Consider the following 17,439-nt stretch of genomic DNA (forward strand, 5'->3'; position numbering starts at 1 on the left):
GATCGCCGCAGGCCTCGGCCCGCGTGAGCGGCTGGCATCAGGGGACCGTTCCCGAGTGAGAGAGAGATCCGCGTGTACGCCATCGTGCGCAGCGGTGGTCGCCAGCACAAGGTTGCTGTCGGCGACATCGTTGAGGTTGACAAGATTTCCACTGCCAAGGTTGGCGACACCGTAGAGCTCTCTACGCTGCTCGTTGTCGACGGCGACGCCGTGACCAGCGACCCGTGGGTGCTGGCCGGTATCAAGGTCACGGCCGAGGTCGTGGACCACCACAAGGGCGCGAAGATCGACATCCTTCGCTACAAGAACAAGACCGGCTACCGCCGTCGCCAGGGCCACCGCCAGCAGTACACGGCGATCAAGGTCACCGGCATCCCCGCGGCTGCGAAGTAAGGGACTGAGGAGAGATGGCACACAAGAAGGGCGCATCGTCCACCCGGAACGGTCGCGATTCCAATGCTCAGCGGCTCGGCGTGAAGCGCTTCGGCGGTCAGGTCGTCAGCGCCGGTGAGATCCTGATCCGCCAGCGCGGCACCCACTTCCACCCGGGCGCGGGCGTCGGCCGTGGCGGCGACGACACGCTGTTCGCCCTGCAGGCCGGTTCGGTGCAGTTCGGCACCCACCGTGGCCGCAAGGTCGTGAACATCGTTCCGGTCGCCTGATCGGTTCTTTTGCGGAGGCGGACCTCACTTCCCGGCAGGGAAGCGGGTCCGCCTTTCGCGTGTTACTAGATAGACATTCCACCTCGTAGCACCCTCCCCCAGCCTCCGGCCGGGGGGACCCCCAATCTGGAGGCACAGAACCATGACCACCTTCGTGGACCGCGTCGAGCTGCATGTCGCCGCGGGTAACGGAGGCCACGGCTGCGCCTCCGTACACCGGGAGAAGTTCAAGCCGCTCGGCGGCCCCGACGGCGGCAACGGCGGCCGTGGCGGTGATGTGATCCTGGTCGTCGACCAGGCCGTCACGACGCTTCTCGAATACCACCACTCGCCGCACCGCAAGGCGACCAACGGTCAGCCCGGCGCCGGCGACAACCGTTCCGGCAAGGACGGCCAGGACCTCGTCCTGACCGTGCCCGACGGCACCGTCGTCCTCGACAAGCAGGGCGAGGTGCTCGCCGACCTCGTCGGCCAGGGCACCACCTTCATCGCGGGCCAGGGCGGCCGTGGCGGCCTCGGCAACGCGGCGCTGTCCTCCGCGCGCCGCAAGGCCCCCGGCTTCGCGCTCCTCGGCGAGCCCGGCGAGGCGCGGGACATCGTCCTGGAGCTGAAGACCGTCGCCGACGTGGCGCTGGTCGGCTACCCGAGCGCCGGCAAGTCCTCGCTCATCTCCGTGCTGTCGGCCGCGAAGCCGAAGATCGCGGACTACCCCTTCACCACGCTCGTCCCGAACCTGGGCGTCGTCACGGCCGGCTCGACGGTCTACACGATCGCCGACGTGCCGGGTCTGATCCCCGGCGCCAGCCAGGGCCGTGGCCTGGGTCTGGAGTTCCTGCGCCACGTGGAGCGCTGCTCGGTGCTCGTGCACGTCCTGGACACGGCGACGCTGGAGTCCGACCGCGACCCGGTCACCGACCTCGACATCATCGAGGAAGAGCTGAAGCAGTACGGCGGTCTTGAGGACCGCCCGCGCATCGTCGTCCTCAACAAGATCGACATCCCGGACGGCCAGGACCTGGCGGACATGATCCGCCCCGACCTGGAGGAGCGCGGCTACCAGGTCTTCGAGGCGTCCGCCGTGGCGCGCACGGGACTGAAGGAGCTGTCCTTCGCACTGGCCGACATCGTCGCCAAGGCGCGTGCGGCCAAGCCGAAGGAGGAGTCGACGCGGATCGTCCTCCGCCCGAAGGCGGTCGACGACGCGGGCTTCACGGTCACCTACGAGGAGGCCGAGGACGTCTACCGGGTGCGCGGCGAGAAGCCGGAGCGCTGGGTCCGCCAGACCGACTTCAACAACGACGAGGCCGTCGGCTACCTGGCCGACCGGCTCAACCGCCTGGGCGTCGAGGACGCGCTGATGAAGGCGGGCGCCCGTGCGGGCGACGGCGTCGCGATCGGCTCCGAGGACAACGCGGTCGTCTTCGACTGGGAGCCGACGATGATGGCCGGCGCGGAGATGCTCGGCCGCCGTGGCGAGGACCACCGCCTCGAAGCCCCGCGTCCGGCCGCGCAGCGCCGCCGCGACCGCGAGGCGGAGCGGGACGACGCCCAGCGCGAGTACGACGACTTCAACCCGTTCTAAGGTCTGCTTCCGGGCTCTGCCCGGAATCCGCCCGGAACCGACGAGCGCCGCCGAACCCCCGGAGGGTCCGGCGGCGCTCGTCGTCCGGCTCAGGACGCCTGGCTGTCCGCGATGTCCCGGAGGTGGGTGACGACCGGGCGGCCCGTCAGGCCGAGGGTGACCACGGCCGCCGGAGCGCCGCCGACCGCCGTCACCGCCGCCGGTGTGCCCACCGTGACCGGGGTCTGCCGGGCGCGCGCCTCGGCCGCTCCGCCGTCGCGGACCTCGTACACCAGCGCCTCGCCGCCCCCGGCCGAGGCCGCCATCAGCAGCCCGTCCGCGGTGGGCTTGCGGCCGCCGACCAGACTGACGCGGCCGTAGCCCGGCACGACCGGGTTCGCCACGGTCGTCCAGCGTCCGGTCCGCCCCGCGGCCAGCCGTTCGACCATCACGCGGTCGCTCGTCACCGGGCGGTAGCCGAGCAGGACGGAACCGTCCGCGGCGGTCACCGCGTCCGGGACGTCCCCCGGTCGTGCCACGAAGCGCCGCGACCCCTTGCGCAGTTCGGCGGACGGCTTGCGCTGCGCCCAGTGCTCCACCCAGCCGGGCGCGGCGGCGAACACGTGGATCAGCCCGCCGCCGTCCACCGTCGCGGCGAGACCGTCCTGGACGTACCCGCCGGGCAGCGCCTGCCAGGGCGACCAGTCGCCCCGCGCGTCGAGGACCCGGGTGCTGACACCCTTGTCCCCGTTCCGTACGAAGACGTGGACGCGGCCGTCCGCGCCGGTCACCGCGGTCGGCGGACCGGTCAGCCGGGAGCGCCGGGGGCGGGGCTCGGGGTTGCCGAGCCCGACCCAGCTGGAGTCGAAGGGGCCGCCGGCCGTCCGCTGCCGGAGCATGACGATCTCGCGGACGTTGCGGGAGGCGGGACCCTCCAGCCGCGAGAAGCGCAGGGCGAAGATCAGCTGGCGGCCCTTGGCGTCCGTGGTCACGGAGATCGCGGGCGCCAGCGGTCCGCCGCCGAGGTCCTCGGGCGCGCCCAGGACCCCGGCCGACGTGCCGGTCCAGCGCGCGAGCCGGGTGCCGAGCACGGCGTACACGGTCAGGGAGCCGTCCTCGGCGGTCACGACCTGGGGCCCGGCGTTCGGGTAGCGGCGATGGGTGCTGCGTACCCACCCCTTCTTCGAGATGAGGACGCGGTCGTTCCCGATCACGTAGTCACCGCAGCCGGAGGGGTTGCCGCAGTCCCAGGACGGGTCGCCGCCGTAGGCGTTGAGGTACTCGGTCTTGAGGGAGACCGTCTCGGGCGACAGATTGCGCGGCCAGCGCTGGTTGTAGTAGCCGCGGTACGACTCGGTCTGGAAGGCGGGCGCCTTCCCGCTGCGCCCCGACGCGTCGGACCACCGGGCCAGCGCACGCCAGGCGAAGAGCGCCGAGGCGGTGTGGTCCGAATGATCGGAGTAGCCGACCTGGTCGCTGCCGCGCGGGTGCCGCTTGTCGTGGACCTGGGTGTCCGGGTCGGGGTCGAGCGTGCGTATCAGGGTGGGACGGTAGCGCCGCAGCAGCGAGACCAGGGCGTCCACCAGGTCCTCGCGGCCGTAGGAGAAGGACTGCCGGACCGGGGATTCGGGGGTGGGCTGGGTGGGGAGACGGACGCCGGGGGTGGCCCACAGATGGGCCATGTTGACCGTCCGGCCGCGGTCCTTCGCGTGCATCCGTATGTTGAGGAAGATCAGCTCCGCCCGCCGTCCCTGGTGCTCCAGGACGTTCAGCTCGGCCTCCCGGCCCTCGGGCAGCGGGATCGTGGTCCGCTCCCACGTGGTGAAGAGCGGAGCGCCGAGCATCCGTGCGTACGCCTGTCGCAGGCCCTGCTGGCGTGAGGAGACGTACGCGGGTAGGTTCGCGGGCGGGTTCGGTCTGCCGGGGACGGCGTTCACGCCGAAGGAACCGCCGTCCGTGACGTAGACGGAGATCACCGGCACGCCGTTCGACAGCGTGTGGATCACGTCGGGGTTCATGAAGAAGAGGTCGTCGTCCGGGTGGGCCACGATCTGCATCACCCGCGCGTCGCCGGGCTCCGCGAATCCGTTCCGCGGTTCGGCGTCCAGCTGCCGCACCGGCATCCCCGCGCCGCCACCGCCCGCGTGGTCGACGGGAGGCACGCCGGCGGGCGCGGTGGTGCAGCCGCCGACGAGTCCGGCCAGCGCCACGCCGGCCGCGGATCCGAGCAGCGTGCGCCGAGACGTCACGAATCGGTCGAAAGTGTTCCGGCGGCCCATCTTCCCCCTGCTTCCCTGCCGGCGATCAGGCGAGATCGCCACAGGTAAAGAGGGGAAACAGCCATGTAGGTTTCACTTGATCGAGTGACGGCGATCACATAATGGTCAAATCGGGAGTCAACTTGCCATTGAACTTCGTCCTTGACAGCATGTGCGGCTGACTGTCAGCTGCTGAGAACGGAAGCCGGGAATCGCGTGAGTGACTCACTGCTGCCCTACGCGGTGGGCGCCGCCAAGCGAGCCCGCCGGGTGGCTGTAAGAATGCGCCGGCGCGTGGAGCGCCTGCATACGGCGCCTGCTCTCGGCAGCGGGATCCGGCCCCGGCCCCTTCTCCGTCCCGTGCACTTCTCGGTCCTCGGTGGCCGGACTCTGAACGTGGCGCTGCTCGCCCCCGGTGCGCTCGGCATCGCCTCGGCCGGACTGGAGCTGGTCCGCGGCGGACGGCGCCACCGGATCGAGCTGGAATCCGAGCCCCAGAGCGACGGCACGCGGCTCCTGACGGCGACGACCGCCCTGCGGTACGCCGCCGACGGCGAGAGCGGCGCCCCCGGGATCGCGCTCTCCAGCGGCCTGTGGCGCATGAGCGTCGTGATCGTCGGTGAGGACGGTCGCGAGATGCGGGCCGGCGTGGCGGCGCCCGTCGTCGACACGACGGACGGGCCGACTCTGCCCGTGTCCCCCTCTCCTGTCGGCGGCGCCCAGTTCCGGCTCATGCGGTCGGTGGACGGTCTCGCGGTCCTCAAGGTCCGCGCCCCGGTCCAGCAGGCCGAACTCGACTCCTTCGACCTCCGCTGGGACCGTGTCACGGTGCACGGACGCCTGATCGCACCGCAGGCTCCCCCCTCCTCGTACACGGCGCAGGCCGTCCGGCGGGGCAGCGGCACGGTGGTCGAGGCGCACACGGAGTGGCAGGGGAACGCCTTCACCTTTGATCTCCCGCTGTCCGGCATGGTGTCCGGGCGCCGCACGCTGCGGTGGGACGTCCAGCTTCAGCACGGTCGCACGCGTCTCAAGATCGCCCGCAGGCTGACCGACGTCCGTCGGCGCCATCAGGTGATCCGCACCTCTTTCCGTATCATCGCCCTGGAGAACGGCTCGCTCCTGCGAGTGCACGCCTACGTCACGTCGGCCGGAGCGCTCGCCGTCTCCTGCGCTGAGTTCGAAGGCGCCCACGACGGCGCAAAGGAAGTCGCATGAAGATCACCATCCTGCTCACCTGGGGCGACGCCATGGGCGGCACCGAGATGGCTGCCTACACCCAGGCCGCTCAGCTCATGCCGCGCCACGAGGTCGAGATCCTCAGCGTCTTCAAGACCGCGCCCGAGCCGTTCCTGCCCGAGGCCAAGAGCGTGGCGATCCGCTACCTCGTGGACCGCTCGGGCGGCACGCCGCGTCCGGTACGCGCCTCCTCCCTCACCGCTCAGGAGTGCGAGGCCCTCGCCTCGCTGCCGAGCGAGCTCATCCAGGAGTCGTGGGAGCCGACCTTCGACCGGCTGTCCGACATCGAGATGACGGCGGCCCTCTCGGGCATCGAGACGGACGTCCTCATCACGACCACCCCCGCTCTCATGGCGGCCGCCGTCTCGCTCGTGCCCTCCCGCGTGGTCACCGTCCACCAGGAGCACCGCGTCTCCCAGCTGCGCGGCGCCACCGGCGAACCGCTGCTCACCCACGCCCCCCAGCTCGACGCCCTCGTGTCGCTCACCGAGCTGACCACCGACTGGTTCTCCGAGTCCCTGGGGGCCTCCGCGCCTCGCCTCGCCACCATTCCCAACGCGATGCCCGACGGCTACCGGCCGCGCTCCGACCTCGGCAGCAAGACCATCGTGGTGGCCGGCCGGATGGTGCCGGAGAAGCAGCTCGACCACGCCGTCCAGGCGTTCGCCGACATCGCCGCCGATCACCCCGACTGGTCCCTGCGGCTCTTCGGCGACGGCCCTCAGCTCGTCAACCTGCGCCGCCTGGTCGAGGGCCTGGGCATGCACAACCGGGTCGAGCTCGTCGGCCGCAGCCAGGAGATGGCCAAGGAGTGGGCCAAGGCGGCGATCTGCCTGATGCCGTCCCGGGTGGAGTCGTTCGGACTGGTGATGCTGGAGGCGTTCACCGCGGGCGTCCCGGTGGTCGCGTACGACGCCCTCACCGGGCCGTCGCAGATCGTCCGCCACGAGGTGGACGGCCTGCTCGTGCCCGCCGACGACGTGACCTCCCTCGGTGCCGCGATGTCCCGCCTCATGGGCGACGACGATCTGCGTACCGCGTTCGGTGCCGCCGCGCGCAGCGGAGCACGTGAGCGCTTCGCCCCCGAGATCATCACGAGCCAGTGGGACGAGCTGTTCGCCGAGATACTCGCCGAACGGGACGCGCCGAAGCGCGTCGCCGACCGTGCCGACCGGGTCGCCCGCCGGATCGCGGCCGGCGGCAGCCGGAGCTTCGCCCTCTCGGCTCCGATCAGCAAGCTCTCGCCGTCGTCCGACGAGCAGAAGGCACGCGAGGTCATCCTGCAGGCGCAGGACCGGCACAAGCTGGTCCGCTCCGCGGGCCGGCTCGCCGAGGTGAGCGACGAGACCCTCGCCTGGCGCATGGCCGAGATCAACCTCGAACTCTGTGCCCAGGCGTTCGAGCGTCATGACGTGCGCTACATCCTCCTGCACGACCCGGCGGCCGTCGGCCATCGCCTGGCCGTACGGGCCGAGGACCGTGAGCGCGCACTGCGCGCGCTCGGCACGGAGATGAACGGGCGCCCCGTCTACGCGGAACTCGTGACCCCGCGGACCGCCGCCCCCGGCGCCGTCCTGGCCGAGTCGCTCACCGCGGTGCCCGACGTCGACGGCGTGCGTGTCTTCCGGCCGCTGGTCAGCGAGAGCCGGACCCTTCGGTACGGCCCTGCCTACGGCTGCCGTGTCGAGTTCTGGTCGGCGGACGACAGCGGCTGGTTCGCCGCGCCCACCGGTACGACCCTTGTCGGCCCCCGCCTGCCCTCGCTGGAGGAGTCCGCCCGCATCACCATCGGTGACCGCGACTACCCGACGTCCGACGTCTTCACGAAGTCGCTGATGTGGAACGTCGACTTCCCCATCGACGCCGTCTACACCTGGGTGGACGACACGGACCCCGCGTGGCGCAAGAAGCGCGACGCCGCGCGGAAGGCCCACGGCATGCCCGTCGACGGCGCCGAGGCCGGCGACGTCCGCTTCCGCAACCGCGACGAGCTCCGCTACTCCCTGCGCTCGCTGGCGACCCATGCACCCTGGATCCGGAAGATCTTCCTGGTCACGGACGATCAGACGCCGTCGTGGCTGAACACCGAGCACCCGGACATCCAGGTGGTGAGCCACAGCGAGATCTTCGCCGACCCGTCGTGGCTGCCGACGTTCAACTCGCACGCGATCGAGTCCCAGCTGCACCGCATCGAGGGACTGTCCGAGCACTTCCTGTACGTGAACGACGACGTCTTCTTCGGCCGTCCGCTGGCGCCGAACAAGTTCTTCCAGTCCAACGGCAACTCCCTCTTCTTCCGCTCGCCCACGGCTGTCCCGCCGGGCGAGATCACGGAGGAGACCGAGGGCTACTTCGTCGCCGCGAAGAACAACCAGGCCCTGCTGGAGGAGGATTTCGGACGGGTCGCCACCCACGGATTCCTGCACACGCCGCACCCGCTGCGCCGCAGTGTCCTGGAGGAGATCAGCGAGCGCTGGCCCGAGCGGAGCCGTGAGACGGCCGCCACACCGTTCCGCGGTCGCGCGGACCTGTCGATCACGTCGTCGCTGCACCACCACTACGCGTACCTGACGGGCAAGGCGGCGCAGGGCGGTATCTCCTGCGGCTACGCCAACATCGGCGACTACAAGCACCACGTGATGCTCAGCCGGCTGCTGGCGGCCCGCCACCGGGACGTCTTCTGCATCGGCGAGTCGGCCGAGGCCGAGGTGCCGGTGGACGAGCAGGACCGTGTCCTGCGGGCGTTCCTGGAGGCGTACTTCCCGGTCCGCTCGCCGTACGAGCGGGACTGACGCACGACCGACGCGAAGGGGCGCCGGAACCCGATCGGGTTCCGGCGCCCCTTCGCTGTCGTGCGGCGGCGGGGCGGGCCTTCCCGCGCCCCGCCCCCGCCCTCCCGACTACTTCTCGTACGGGCTCGGCACCGGGAAGTACGCCTCCAGGAAGGGCGTGATCAGGTCCTTCTGCTCGGTCACGTCCTGCTCCGTCGACACCGTGTCGTTGACACAGAAGACGGCCTTGTCACGGCTGGCGAGCAGCCGGCCGAGCCGGGTCTCCGTCCACGGATGCGTCAGGTCCAGGTACGCGTACGGCAGCTGGGAGGGCACCGCGCGCTGCGTGTGGAAGGCGTAGTAGTGGTGCAGCGACGACGAGATGGAGATGTCGTCGATGCTGCGGAACCTGCTCGCCTCCGTACGGCGGTACTCGGCCTCGAACTCGGTCTCGATCTCCGTCAGCACGCTGCGGCGCAGCGCGTGCGGCATGTGCTTCATCTTCTGCACCAGGACCGCGCCGTAACGCTCCTCGATCAGGCGGCGGTTGTTCTTTCCGGCCGCAGCGACCGGCGGGTCGTCGACGGTCCGCTCGCCGAGCGGCACCAGGGCCGGGGACGGGAAGAACTTGGTGAGCCCGTTGGAGTGGAAGAAGTCCTGCGGGGTGACCTCGTTGCCGAGCATCACGTCGTCGTTGAAGTAGAGGAAGTGCTCGGAGAGCCCCTCGATGTGGTGAAGCTGGCTCTCGATCGCGTGCGAGTTGAACGTCGGCAGCAGGCCGGGGGAGCGGAAGACGTCCTTGTGGCTGACCACCTTCAGGCCGGGGACCTCGGTGTCCAGCCAGTCGGGCTGCTGGTCGTCCGTCACCAGATAGATCGTCCGGACCCACGGCGCGTACATGTGCAGCGAGCGCAGCGAGTAGCGCAGCTCGTCGCGGCTCAGGTAGCGCGCCGCGTTGGCCGCCTCCGCGTGGTACGCCTCGCCCGAGAACTCGGCGCGGCGGCGCAGCCAGGCCGGGTCGGAGCCGTCCACCCAGGTGTAGACGACGTCGATCGGGAAGGTGACCTCGTCGGTGTGGACGACGGCCGTCTCCGCGCGGGCCGGGACCCGGGGCGCGTCGGCCGGGTCGCGGGGCGCGAGGCTGGTGAAGTACGACTCGGGGACGGGGGTGATCTCGCCGCGCAGCGGCAGCGCGGAGGCGATCCTGCCGGGCCTCGGCGCCACCAGTTCGCCGTCCTCCTCGTGCCAGAACTCCACGTCGCAGCCGTACCGGTCACCGAGCTTCAGGAGCTGCGTGGGATCGGTGTGGTACCAGGTGAGGCGCAGCACGTCGGCGTCGCGCAGCCGCTGCCAGGTGGCCGCCTCGAAGCCGGGCTGGGAGGTCGACGAGACGGCGCTGCTCCCGCCGATCGGGGCGACGTAGCCCGGCAGCCGGTGACAGGCGTCGGTGAGAGCCTTGACGACCGTGGCGCGGTCCTCCGCCCGTACGGCCACGGCGGCGGCGGTGTCCGACTGGCTCCGTACGCAGAAGTGCTCGACCCCCGCCGCGGACAACGCGGCCAGGACGGCGTCCAGGTTCGCGCGGCGGGCCTCCAGCGGGGTGATCCCGGCGGAGACGAGCGCGACCTTCGACTCGCGGCCGGCCGTGATCACGGCGCGGTCCTCGGCGGCGGTGAGTGCCTCGTACCGCTTGGCGACCCGGCCGCTGCGCAGCCGCTCGGCGGCGGCGGTGCCGTTCGCGATGCGGATCTTCAGACGGCGGCGGACGTCGGCGTCGACCTGCGCGACGATGGCCTTCCGCACGCGTTCCGGTATGGCTCGGCGGTAGACCCCAAGCAGCCGGGGTGCCTCGGGATTGCGCACTGCGGTCGACTCCTGAACCTGGTCATACGGACATGTGAACGTATCCAGTATGACGGGTGGCGACCCCCCTCCCGGCGGGGCCGGGACCGCCCCCGGACGAACGCAGCCCGGCGCGCCATCCGTGGGGTGCGCGTCCCGTAGGATCCCCGGTGTGAGCAGCGTCACCCATTCTCAGGTAGCGGGCAAACTCGGTGTCGTGGTAATCGCACACAATGACGAGGCCCTCGTCGGCGAGGCGATCCGGTCCGTCCTCGACCAGGGACCCGTGGTCGCCGAGGTCGTGGCCGTCGACGACGGATCCAGCGACGGCACGGCGCGGGTCCTGGACGAGCTGGCCGCGCTCCACCCCCGGCTGCGCGTCGTCCACCGCACGGTGAACAGCGGGGGCTGCGGCACCCCGCGCAACGACGGCGTCCGCGCGGTCACCGCTCCCGTGGTGATATTCCTCGACAGCGACGACATCCTCCCCGAGGGGGCGGCCGAGGCGCTCGTCGCGGCCGCCGAGCGCCACCGCGCCCCCGTCGCCGTCGGCGCCTGCGTACGGCGCGAGCTGCCCGAGGGCCGCGACGTGCGCTGGCAGCCCGCGCTCTACCACGAGCCGGCCCTCCTGGAGACGGTGGCGGACCTCATCCCGCTGGTCCACGACACGCTCTGCGTCAACAAGGTGTACGACCGGGCCTTCCTCGCCGAGCACGGCATCAGCTTCCCCGAAGGCCACTGCGTCTACGAGGACTTCCTCTTCACCGCCCGCGTCCTGGCCGCCGCGCCCCGGGTCGCCGTGGTCCCCGACACGGTCTACGTCTGGCACGTACGCCGCGCCGCCGCCCACCTGTCCATCTCCCTCGACCGGGACGGCGTCACCAACTGGCAGGACAGGATCGCCGCGCACCGCACGGCCGTCGAGACCTTCGAGGCGGCCGGCCGTACCGAGTTCGCCGCCGCCTGCCGCACCAAGTTCCTCGAGCACGACCTGCGTCTGTACGCCCGCGAGCTGCGGCGGCGCGACCCCGCCTACCGGCGAGAGTGGTGGGCGGCGACCCGCGAGCACCTCAAGGCGTTCGACGAGAGCGATCTCGCCGCCGCGACGGCTCCCGCCCGCTGGATGGCCCGCTTCATCCTGGCCGCCGACGAGCCCAGGGACCTGGCCAGGCTGGCCCGGCTCGCCGCCGACCCGCCCCGGCTCCTCCCGCCGTACGCCCGCAGTGGGGGCACCGCCGTCTGGTCCGACGACCTTCCCGGCGCGGAGCTGGACGGTGCCGACACCCTGCCCCCGGCCGCCCTCCCGCTCGTCGTGGACGCCGATCTGCGCGGTCGCGGCCGCGGCGAGCTGCGGTTCACGGTCCGCGACCTGTACGGCAGGCTGGCCCCGGCCGTGCCCCGTACCGCCCAGGTCTCGTTCCTGCCCCGCGGCTCGGACGTGTCCGTCCGTACCGAACGGGCCGAGCTGCGGGAGGTGGCGGGCGGCTGGACCGGCGGCGTCCCGGCCGGACTCACCGCCCTCGCGCGGGCGGGCCGCCGCCGGGAGGGCAGGGGCATCCAGCTCTGGGACCTGCGGATCACGGTGAGCTGCGCGGACGGCGCGTCCTTCGCCACCGCGCTGCGGCTGCCCGATGAGCGCCAACGCCGGTGGGTCCTGCCGAGCAGCCGATACGGTGTATTGCTGGTGCAGCAGTACACCACGGCGAACGGCTCGCTCGCGATGCGGATCGCACCCGGTGTCCGTGACGGACTCCGGACGGTCGCAGCCAGGCTCCGCAGGCTCTCCCGCGGTACTTAGCGAAAGGGATTTGGGCGTATGACTTATCTGATCACCGGTGGTGCCGGATACATCGGCTCGCACGTGGTCCGCGCCATGACGCAGGCGGGGGAGCGGGTCGTCGTCCTCGACGACCTGTCCACGGGCTACGAGGGCCGGGTCCCGGAGGGCGTGTCCCTGGTGGTCGGATCGACCCTGGACCGCGAGCTGCTCGACCGGACCATCGCCGAGCACGGTGTCACGGGCGTCGTCCACCTCGCCGCGAAGAAGCAGGTCGGCGAGTCCGTCGAGCAGCCGCTGCTCTACTACCGCGAGAACGTGCTGGGGCTCACCGTCCTCCTCGAGGCCGTCGCCGCCGGCGGTGTGCGCAGCTTCCTCTTCTCCTCCTCGGCCGCCGTCTACGGTATGCCCGACGTCGACCTCGTCACCGAGGAGACGCCCTGCCTGCCGCTGAGCCCGTACGGCGAGACCAAGCTGGCCGGCGAGTGGCTGGTCCGCGCGGCCGGCAAGGCCCACGGCATCTCGACCGCCTGCCTGCGTTACTTCAACGTGGCGGGCTCCGCGACCCCCGAGCTGGCCGACACCGGTGTCTACAACCTGGTCCCGATGGTCTTCGAACGGCTCGACGCCGGCGAGGCCCCGCAGGTCTTCGGCGACGACTACGCCACCCCGGACGGCACCTGTGTCCGCGACTACATCCACGTCGAGGACCTGGCCGACGCGCACCTCGTGGCCGCGCGGAAGCTCGCCGAGTGGGCCGCTGCGGGCGAGCCGCGCGATCTGACGGTCAACATCGGCCGTGGCGAGGGCGTCTCCGTCACCGAGATGATCGACCTGATCAACGAGATCAGCGGCCACTCCGGGGTCCCGGTCGTCACCCCGCGCCGCCCCGGGGACCCCGCCCGGGTCGTCGCCTCCGCCGACCGCATCGCCACCGAGCTGGGCTGGAAGGCCCGCCACGACGTCCGCGACATGATCGACTCCGCCTGGGCGGGCTGGGTCGCCCGCCGAGGCGCCTCCGCCTGATCCGGCGCCTGCACGCGACACGAAGGGAGGGCCGCCGGTCACCGGCGGCCCTCCCTTCGTCGTCCTGGGCCTCTCGCGTCTCCGGCCCCGCTCCTCCTAGCGGTCCAGCAGGGCGAAGAGGTACTCCCAGCGCGCCACGATCTCGTCCGTCGAAAACCGCTGGATGTCGACGCGGGCCCGCTCGCCCATCCGGTCGCGCAGCTCCTTGTCGGAGATCAGCTCGTCCAGCCTGCGCGCGAACTCACCCGTGTTGCCCGGCGGTACCACCAGACCGTTCTCACCGTGCTCGACGATCTCGCGGACACCCGGGGCCACGTCGAAGGCGACACAGGGCACACCCGTCGCCATCGCCTCCATCAGGGTGAGGGGCAGACCTTCGCCCCGCGAGGAGAGCGCGAAGAGCGACGCGCCCCGCAGGGCGCCCGGCACGTCGTCCGTACGCCCCATCCACGCCACGGAGCCCGCCAGCCCGAGCCGTTCCGACTGCGCCTTCAGCGCGGCCTCCTCGTCGCCGGAGCCGTAGATCCGCAGGACCCAGTCCGGATGCCGGGGTGCGACTTCGGACCAGGCGTCCAGGAGCAGGTCGATGCCCTTCTCCTCGTGCAGCCGGGCGATGCCGACGACCGCCTTGGCGGTGCGCGGGGAGGGCTCGTCGGGGAAGAACGGCAGCGGGTTCGGCATGGCGCCGACGTGGTCGAAGCGCTGCCGGATCCACAGGTCCGCGTCCTCGCGCGTCAGCGTCAGCATCCGGTCGACGTCCTGGTAGTAGCGCTTGACCCGCTGGAAGCGCGACGAGGCACGGCACGTCTGGAAGGACTCGTGGCTCATGCCGATCACCCGCAGCCCCGTGGTGTCCGCGAGGGCCACCCACTCCATCGCCCAGACCTGCGTCACGACGACGACGGAGCCCGGGCGCACGGAGCGCAGGATCGCCGTGAGCTTCGCCGCCTCCCTGCGCATGCCCGAGGCGCGCGAGGCCCTGCGCCCCCGCTCGACGAGGTCGAGCCTGCCCCTGACACCGCGACGCGGCTTCAGGACCGGCGGATGGGTGTCGTACAGCGTCGTCGTCCGGTAGGGCAGATCGGCGCCGAGGTCGGCGCGCCGCTCCTCGGGGGCGGGGACGATGCCGACCACATGGACCGCGTGGCCGCGCTCGCTGAAGAGCCGGGCCATCTGGTGCGACCAGCTGGTGATGCCGCCGACCTCGTCGACGCTGTTGGAGACGAGGACGATGTCCCTGGTCGTCGTCCCGGTCGCTGCTTCCCTCGTGTCGGTCATCGACGGCTCCACCCGGAGAAGAACTTCTGGACGATCGAGCGTGCGGCGTCGCCCTGGTCGTACTCGCCGAACTCGGCCACGAAGCGCTTGCGCGCGTCGCAGTACTCCTGGCCCTCGGACTCGAGGTTCCGCAGCGAGGCGTACAGCTCGTCCTCCGTCCGCAGGACCGGTCCCGGCGCGTGCTCCAGCAGGTCGAAGTACGTGCCGCGGTCCTCGTGGACGTACGCCTCGTAGTCGTACGCGAAGAAGAGCATCGGCCGGTCGAGCAGCGCGTAGTCGAACATCACGGAGGAGTAGTCCGTGATCAGCGCGTCGGCGAGCTCCATCAGCGGCATCACGTCGTGCTCGGAGGAGACGTCGACGACCTTGCCCTCGACGTCGGGCGGCAGCACCACGTGGTTGAAGTAGTGGGCCCGCACCAGCAGGACGCAGCGGTCGCCGAACTCCTCGGCGAAGCGCTCCACGTCGAAGGGGAGCGCGAAGCGGCTGGCCCGGCCCGTGGTGCGGAAGGTCGGCGCGTACAGCAGCACGGTCCTGTCCGCGGGGATGCCGAGCTTCTCGGCGAGCGGGCCGCGCACCCGGTGTCCCGCCTCCTCCTCGCGCTGCCGGGCCCGGACCAGCACGTCGTTGCGCGGGTAGCCGGAGCGCAGCAGCGTCCGGTCCTGAAGCCGGAAGGCCTTGGCGAGGGTGCGTACGTCGTGCTCCGACCGGACCAGGAAGTGGTCGAAGCGGTCGAGATGGGTCTGCTGCGCCTCCTGCTGCTGCCGGGTCTGCGCCTTGAGCTGCGGCTGGTCGAACCCCATCTTCTTGAGCGCGGAGCCGTGCCAGGTCTGGATGTACGTCGTCTCGGGCCGTTTCGCCAGCTTCAGCGGATAGCTCTGGTTGTCGATCCAGAACTCGGCGCGGGCCAGCGCCTTGAGGTACGGCAGCGACCAGCGGCGTACGAGCTGTGCGCCCGCGGGGAAGTCCTGGGGCGTTCCGGCGTACGACCAGACCGCGTGGAAGTCCAGGCCCTGGCGGCGCATCTCCTCGTAGATCGCGCGGGGGCTGTCGCTGTACTGCTTGCCCAGCTGGCTCTCGAAGACGACCGTCCGCTTCTTCACGGGCAGCCGGCTGTACACCTCGTGGTACAGCCGCAGCTTCGTCTCGCCGGAGGTGAGGGTCTTGCGCAGCGCCCTGGCCCGGCGCAGGCCGGACTTGGCGAGCTGTCCCGGCTTTCCCTGCAGTCCGCGCTGGACGAACTCCTCGATCCGGTCGCTGTCGCCCTTGGACGAGACGAGCCGGAAGGCGAGATGACCCTTGGCGGTGGGGTGGGGCTCCATGCGGTCGCCCACCAGCCGCGTCAGCCGTGGCGTGACGGGGAGCGCTCCACCGCCCAGCTCGTGATGGTCGACGGTGAGCCGGGTCCGTGTACGCACGCCGCCCGCCCGGAGGACGACGCGGACGTCCCACACCGGGTCGATGACGCCGAGGGGGCGGAGCGTCGAGCCGATGTCGGCCTCGGTCTCCCAGTGGACCGTCTCGCCGTCGTGGCGGAGCGAGGTGACGGGGAAGAGGTACGTCCGCAGGCTGCGGCGGCGGGCGCGGAACTCCAGCTCGGCGGTGAGGGTGTCCCCGGGCGCCACGATCCCCAGCGGGTTGGTGATCCGGCCGGCGAGGCGTGCGGTTCCGCCGGACTCCGTGTAGGAGGTGAGTTCGTTGCGCAGGAACAGCTTGTCGATCGGCTTCTGGTGGTAGCCGAGTTCGGTGACGTCGAGCACCTCGCGGCCGAACGCGTCGTCGAGGTGCTCGGCGCACCAGTAGACCCGGCCGTCGCGCCGGGCGAGCGGTGAGGAGACCTTGTCGCGGTGGATCAGGGTGTCCACGGCGGGCAGCAGGTTCTCCCAGTCGCCCTTCTCCAGGAGGTACGCGCAGATCGCCTGGATCTTGGCCGCCTTGCCGTACGCCTCGCGGTCCAGGCCCTGGAGGTACGGCCGGGACAGCTCGGCGAACTCGCGGCGGTAGGCCTCGTCCCGGAACGGAAGATCACGCAGATGGAGGACGAGGTCGTGCTTGAGGAACTTGACGTCCTTGGCGGCCCGCAGCTCCTCCAGGCCGTGCCGGTCGAGGAGCGCGTCGATCCGGCGGTGGATCTCCAGCCGGTGCCGGTAGTTCACCATGTCGTGGCGGCTGTTGGTGACCGACTTGACCTCGGCCTGCTCGTAGACGTGCCAGAAGTAGACCTGGTTGGGGATGAGGGTGATCTTCTTCGCCGCCAGGTAGGCGTCGGCGACGAACATCAGGTCCTCGTAGAACATCCCCTTGGGGAAGCGGAGTCCGTTGTCGAGGAGGAAGTCGCGGCGGTAGCACTTGTTCGTGGAGAGCGTGTCCCAGACGAACAGGTCGGGCAGCTCGGTGACGGACTCCAGGGTGCGGGTCGCCGAGTAGAGCCACGGGTACCACTCGTTGCGCTTCTCGCGCGCGGTGTCCTTGGTGAGGCGCACGCACAGGCCCGAGACCAGGTCGGCGCCGGTCTCCTCGGCGGCCGCCACCATGTTGCGGCAGGCGTTGCGCTCCAGGACGTCGTCGCTGTCCAGGAACATCACGTACCGGCCGCGTGCGTGGCCGATGCCGACGTTCCGCGGCTCTCCGCCCGCGCCGCTGTTCTCCGGCAGCCGGTAGGCCCGGACCCGCTCCGGCTGGGCGGCTGCCAGTTCCTGGGCGACCTGGAAGGTGCGGTCCCCGCTGCAGTCGTCGACGATCACGACCTCGACGCTCCGCAGTGTCTGGTCCAACACCGATCGCACGGCCGTCGGGAGACGCTCCGCGTCGTTGTAGGCGATGACGATCACTGAGACGTCAGGCACTGGCACCTCGATCCATTTTCGTGCGCAGGCTGCCTCGACGGCACCTCGCGTTCACTTTCCGACGGTCCGATGTGATGGGAGGCGTCCGGGTGGGGGTCCGCGCCCGGACGACGGGGCGCTCCGCGATCGGATTCGTCGATTTTTAAGGGGCAACCCTATCGGCTCCGTCCTCTTCCGGG

11 protein-coding genes are annotated in these 17,439 nt (G+C 71.1%); 7 read left to right on the plus strand and 4 right to left on the minus strand.

What is annotated here, in order from left to right; translation table 11 throughout:
• Window positions 1-72 precede the first annotated feature (72 nt).
• From rplU to obgE, 3 genes are all read left to right on the plus strand, one after another.
• Complete coding sequence (gene rplU, locus ACFVGW_RS12705; protein WP_015033583.1) at window positions 73-393, plus strand: 50S ribosomal protein L21; 321 nt, start codon at window positions 73-75, stop codon at window positions 391-393.
• A gap of 14 nt (window positions 394-407) precedes the next feature.
• Window positions 408-662, plus strand: coding sequence for a 50S ribosomal protein L27 (gene rpmA, locus ACFVGW_RS12710; protein WP_260226291.1), 255 nt, complete (start codon window positions 408-410; stop codon window positions 660-662).
• Between the two features lie 142 nt (window positions 663-804).
• Entirely contained in the window at window positions 805-2,244 is a 1,440-nt protein-coding gene (gene obgE / locus ACFVGW_RS12715; protein WP_352187855.1) for a GTPase ObgE, read from the plus strand.
• 89 nt (window positions 2,245-2,333) lie between these two features.
• Here obgE and ACFVGW_RS12720 read toward each other — a convergent pair whose 3' ends face one another.
• Complete coding sequence (locus ACFVGW_RS12720; RefSeq protein ID WP_385851958.1) at window positions 2,334-4,472, minus strand: PIG-L family deacetylase; 2,139 nt, start codon at window positions 4,470-4,472, stop codon at window positions 2,334-2,336.
• Window positions 4,473-4,775: 303 nt separating this feature from the next.
• Here ACFVGW_RS12720 and ACFVGW_RS12725 point away from each other — a divergent pair, with 303 nt between their 5' ends.
• Both ACFVGW_RS12725 and ACFVGW_RS12730 read left to right on the plus strand, forming a co-directional pair.
• Window positions 4,776-5,699: a hypothetical protein gene (locus ACFVGW_RS12725; RefSeq protein WP_383297311.1), complete on the plus strand. Its 924-nt coding sequence runs from the start codon at window positions 4,776-4,778 to the stop codon at window positions 5,697-5,699.
• Entirely contained in the window at window positions 5,696-8,512 is a 2,817-nt protein-coding gene (locus ACFVGW_RS12730) for a stealth conserved region 3 domain-containing protein (protein WP_385851959.1), read from the plus strand. The genes ACFVGW_RS12725 and ACFVGW_RS12730 overlap by 4 nt, the downstream gene beginning before the upstream one ends.
• Before the next feature lie 108 nt (window positions 8,513-8,620).
• On the opposite strand, the gene ACFVGW_RS12735 is transcribed toward ACFVGW_RS12730, so the two are convergent.
• Entirely contained in the window at window positions 8,621-10,354 is a 1,734-nt protein-coding gene (locus ACFVGW_RS12735; protein WP_385851960.1) for a stealth family protein, read from the minus strand.
• 196 nt (window positions 10,355-10,550) lie between these two features.
• Here ACFVGW_RS12735 and ACFVGW_RS12740 point away from each other — a divergent pair, with 196 nt between their 5' ends.
• Together ACFVGW_RS12740 and galE are read left to right on the plus strand one after the other, a co-directional pair.
• On the plus strand, window positions 10,551-12,131 hold the full coding sequence (locus ACFVGW_RS12740; RefSeq protein ID WP_385851961.1) for a glycosyltransferase family 2 protein: 1,581 nt from the start codon (window positions 10,551-10,553) through the stop codon (window positions 12,129-12,131).
• An 18-nt stretch (window positions 12,132-12,149) separates the two neighbouring features.
• Window positions 12,150-13,136 (plus strand): UDP-glucose 4-epimerase GalE, encoded by a 987-nt coding sequence (galE, locus tag ACFVGW_RS12745; RefSeq protein WP_385851962.1) that lies wholly within the window; start codon window positions 12,150-12,152, stop codon window positions 13,134-13,136.
• Window positions 13,137-13,232: 96 nt separating this feature from the next.
• Here the strand turns inward: galE and ACFVGW_RS12750 are convergent, their stop codons facing one another.
• Entirely contained in the window at window positions 13,233-14,414 is a 1,182-nt protein-coding gene (locus ACFVGW_RS12750) for a glycosyltransferase (protein WP_385851963.1), read from the minus strand.
• Window positions 14,411-17,260, minus strand: a complete 2,850-nt coding sequence (locus ACFVGW_RS12755) for a CDP-glycerol glycerophosphotransferase family protein (protein ID WP_385851964.1) — start codon at window positions 17,258-17,260, stop codon at window positions 14,411-14,413. The genes ACFVGW_RS12750 and ACFVGW_RS12755 overlap by 4 nt, the downstream gene beginning before the upstream one ends.
• Between the last annotated feature and the right edge of the window lie 179 nt (window positions 17,261-17,439).

The organism is Streptomyces sp. NPDC127129, from assembly GCF_042671585.1.
In the GTDB taxonomy this organism is placed as follows: Bacteria; Actinomycetota; Actinomycetes; order Streptomycetales; family Streptomycetaceae; genus Streptomyces.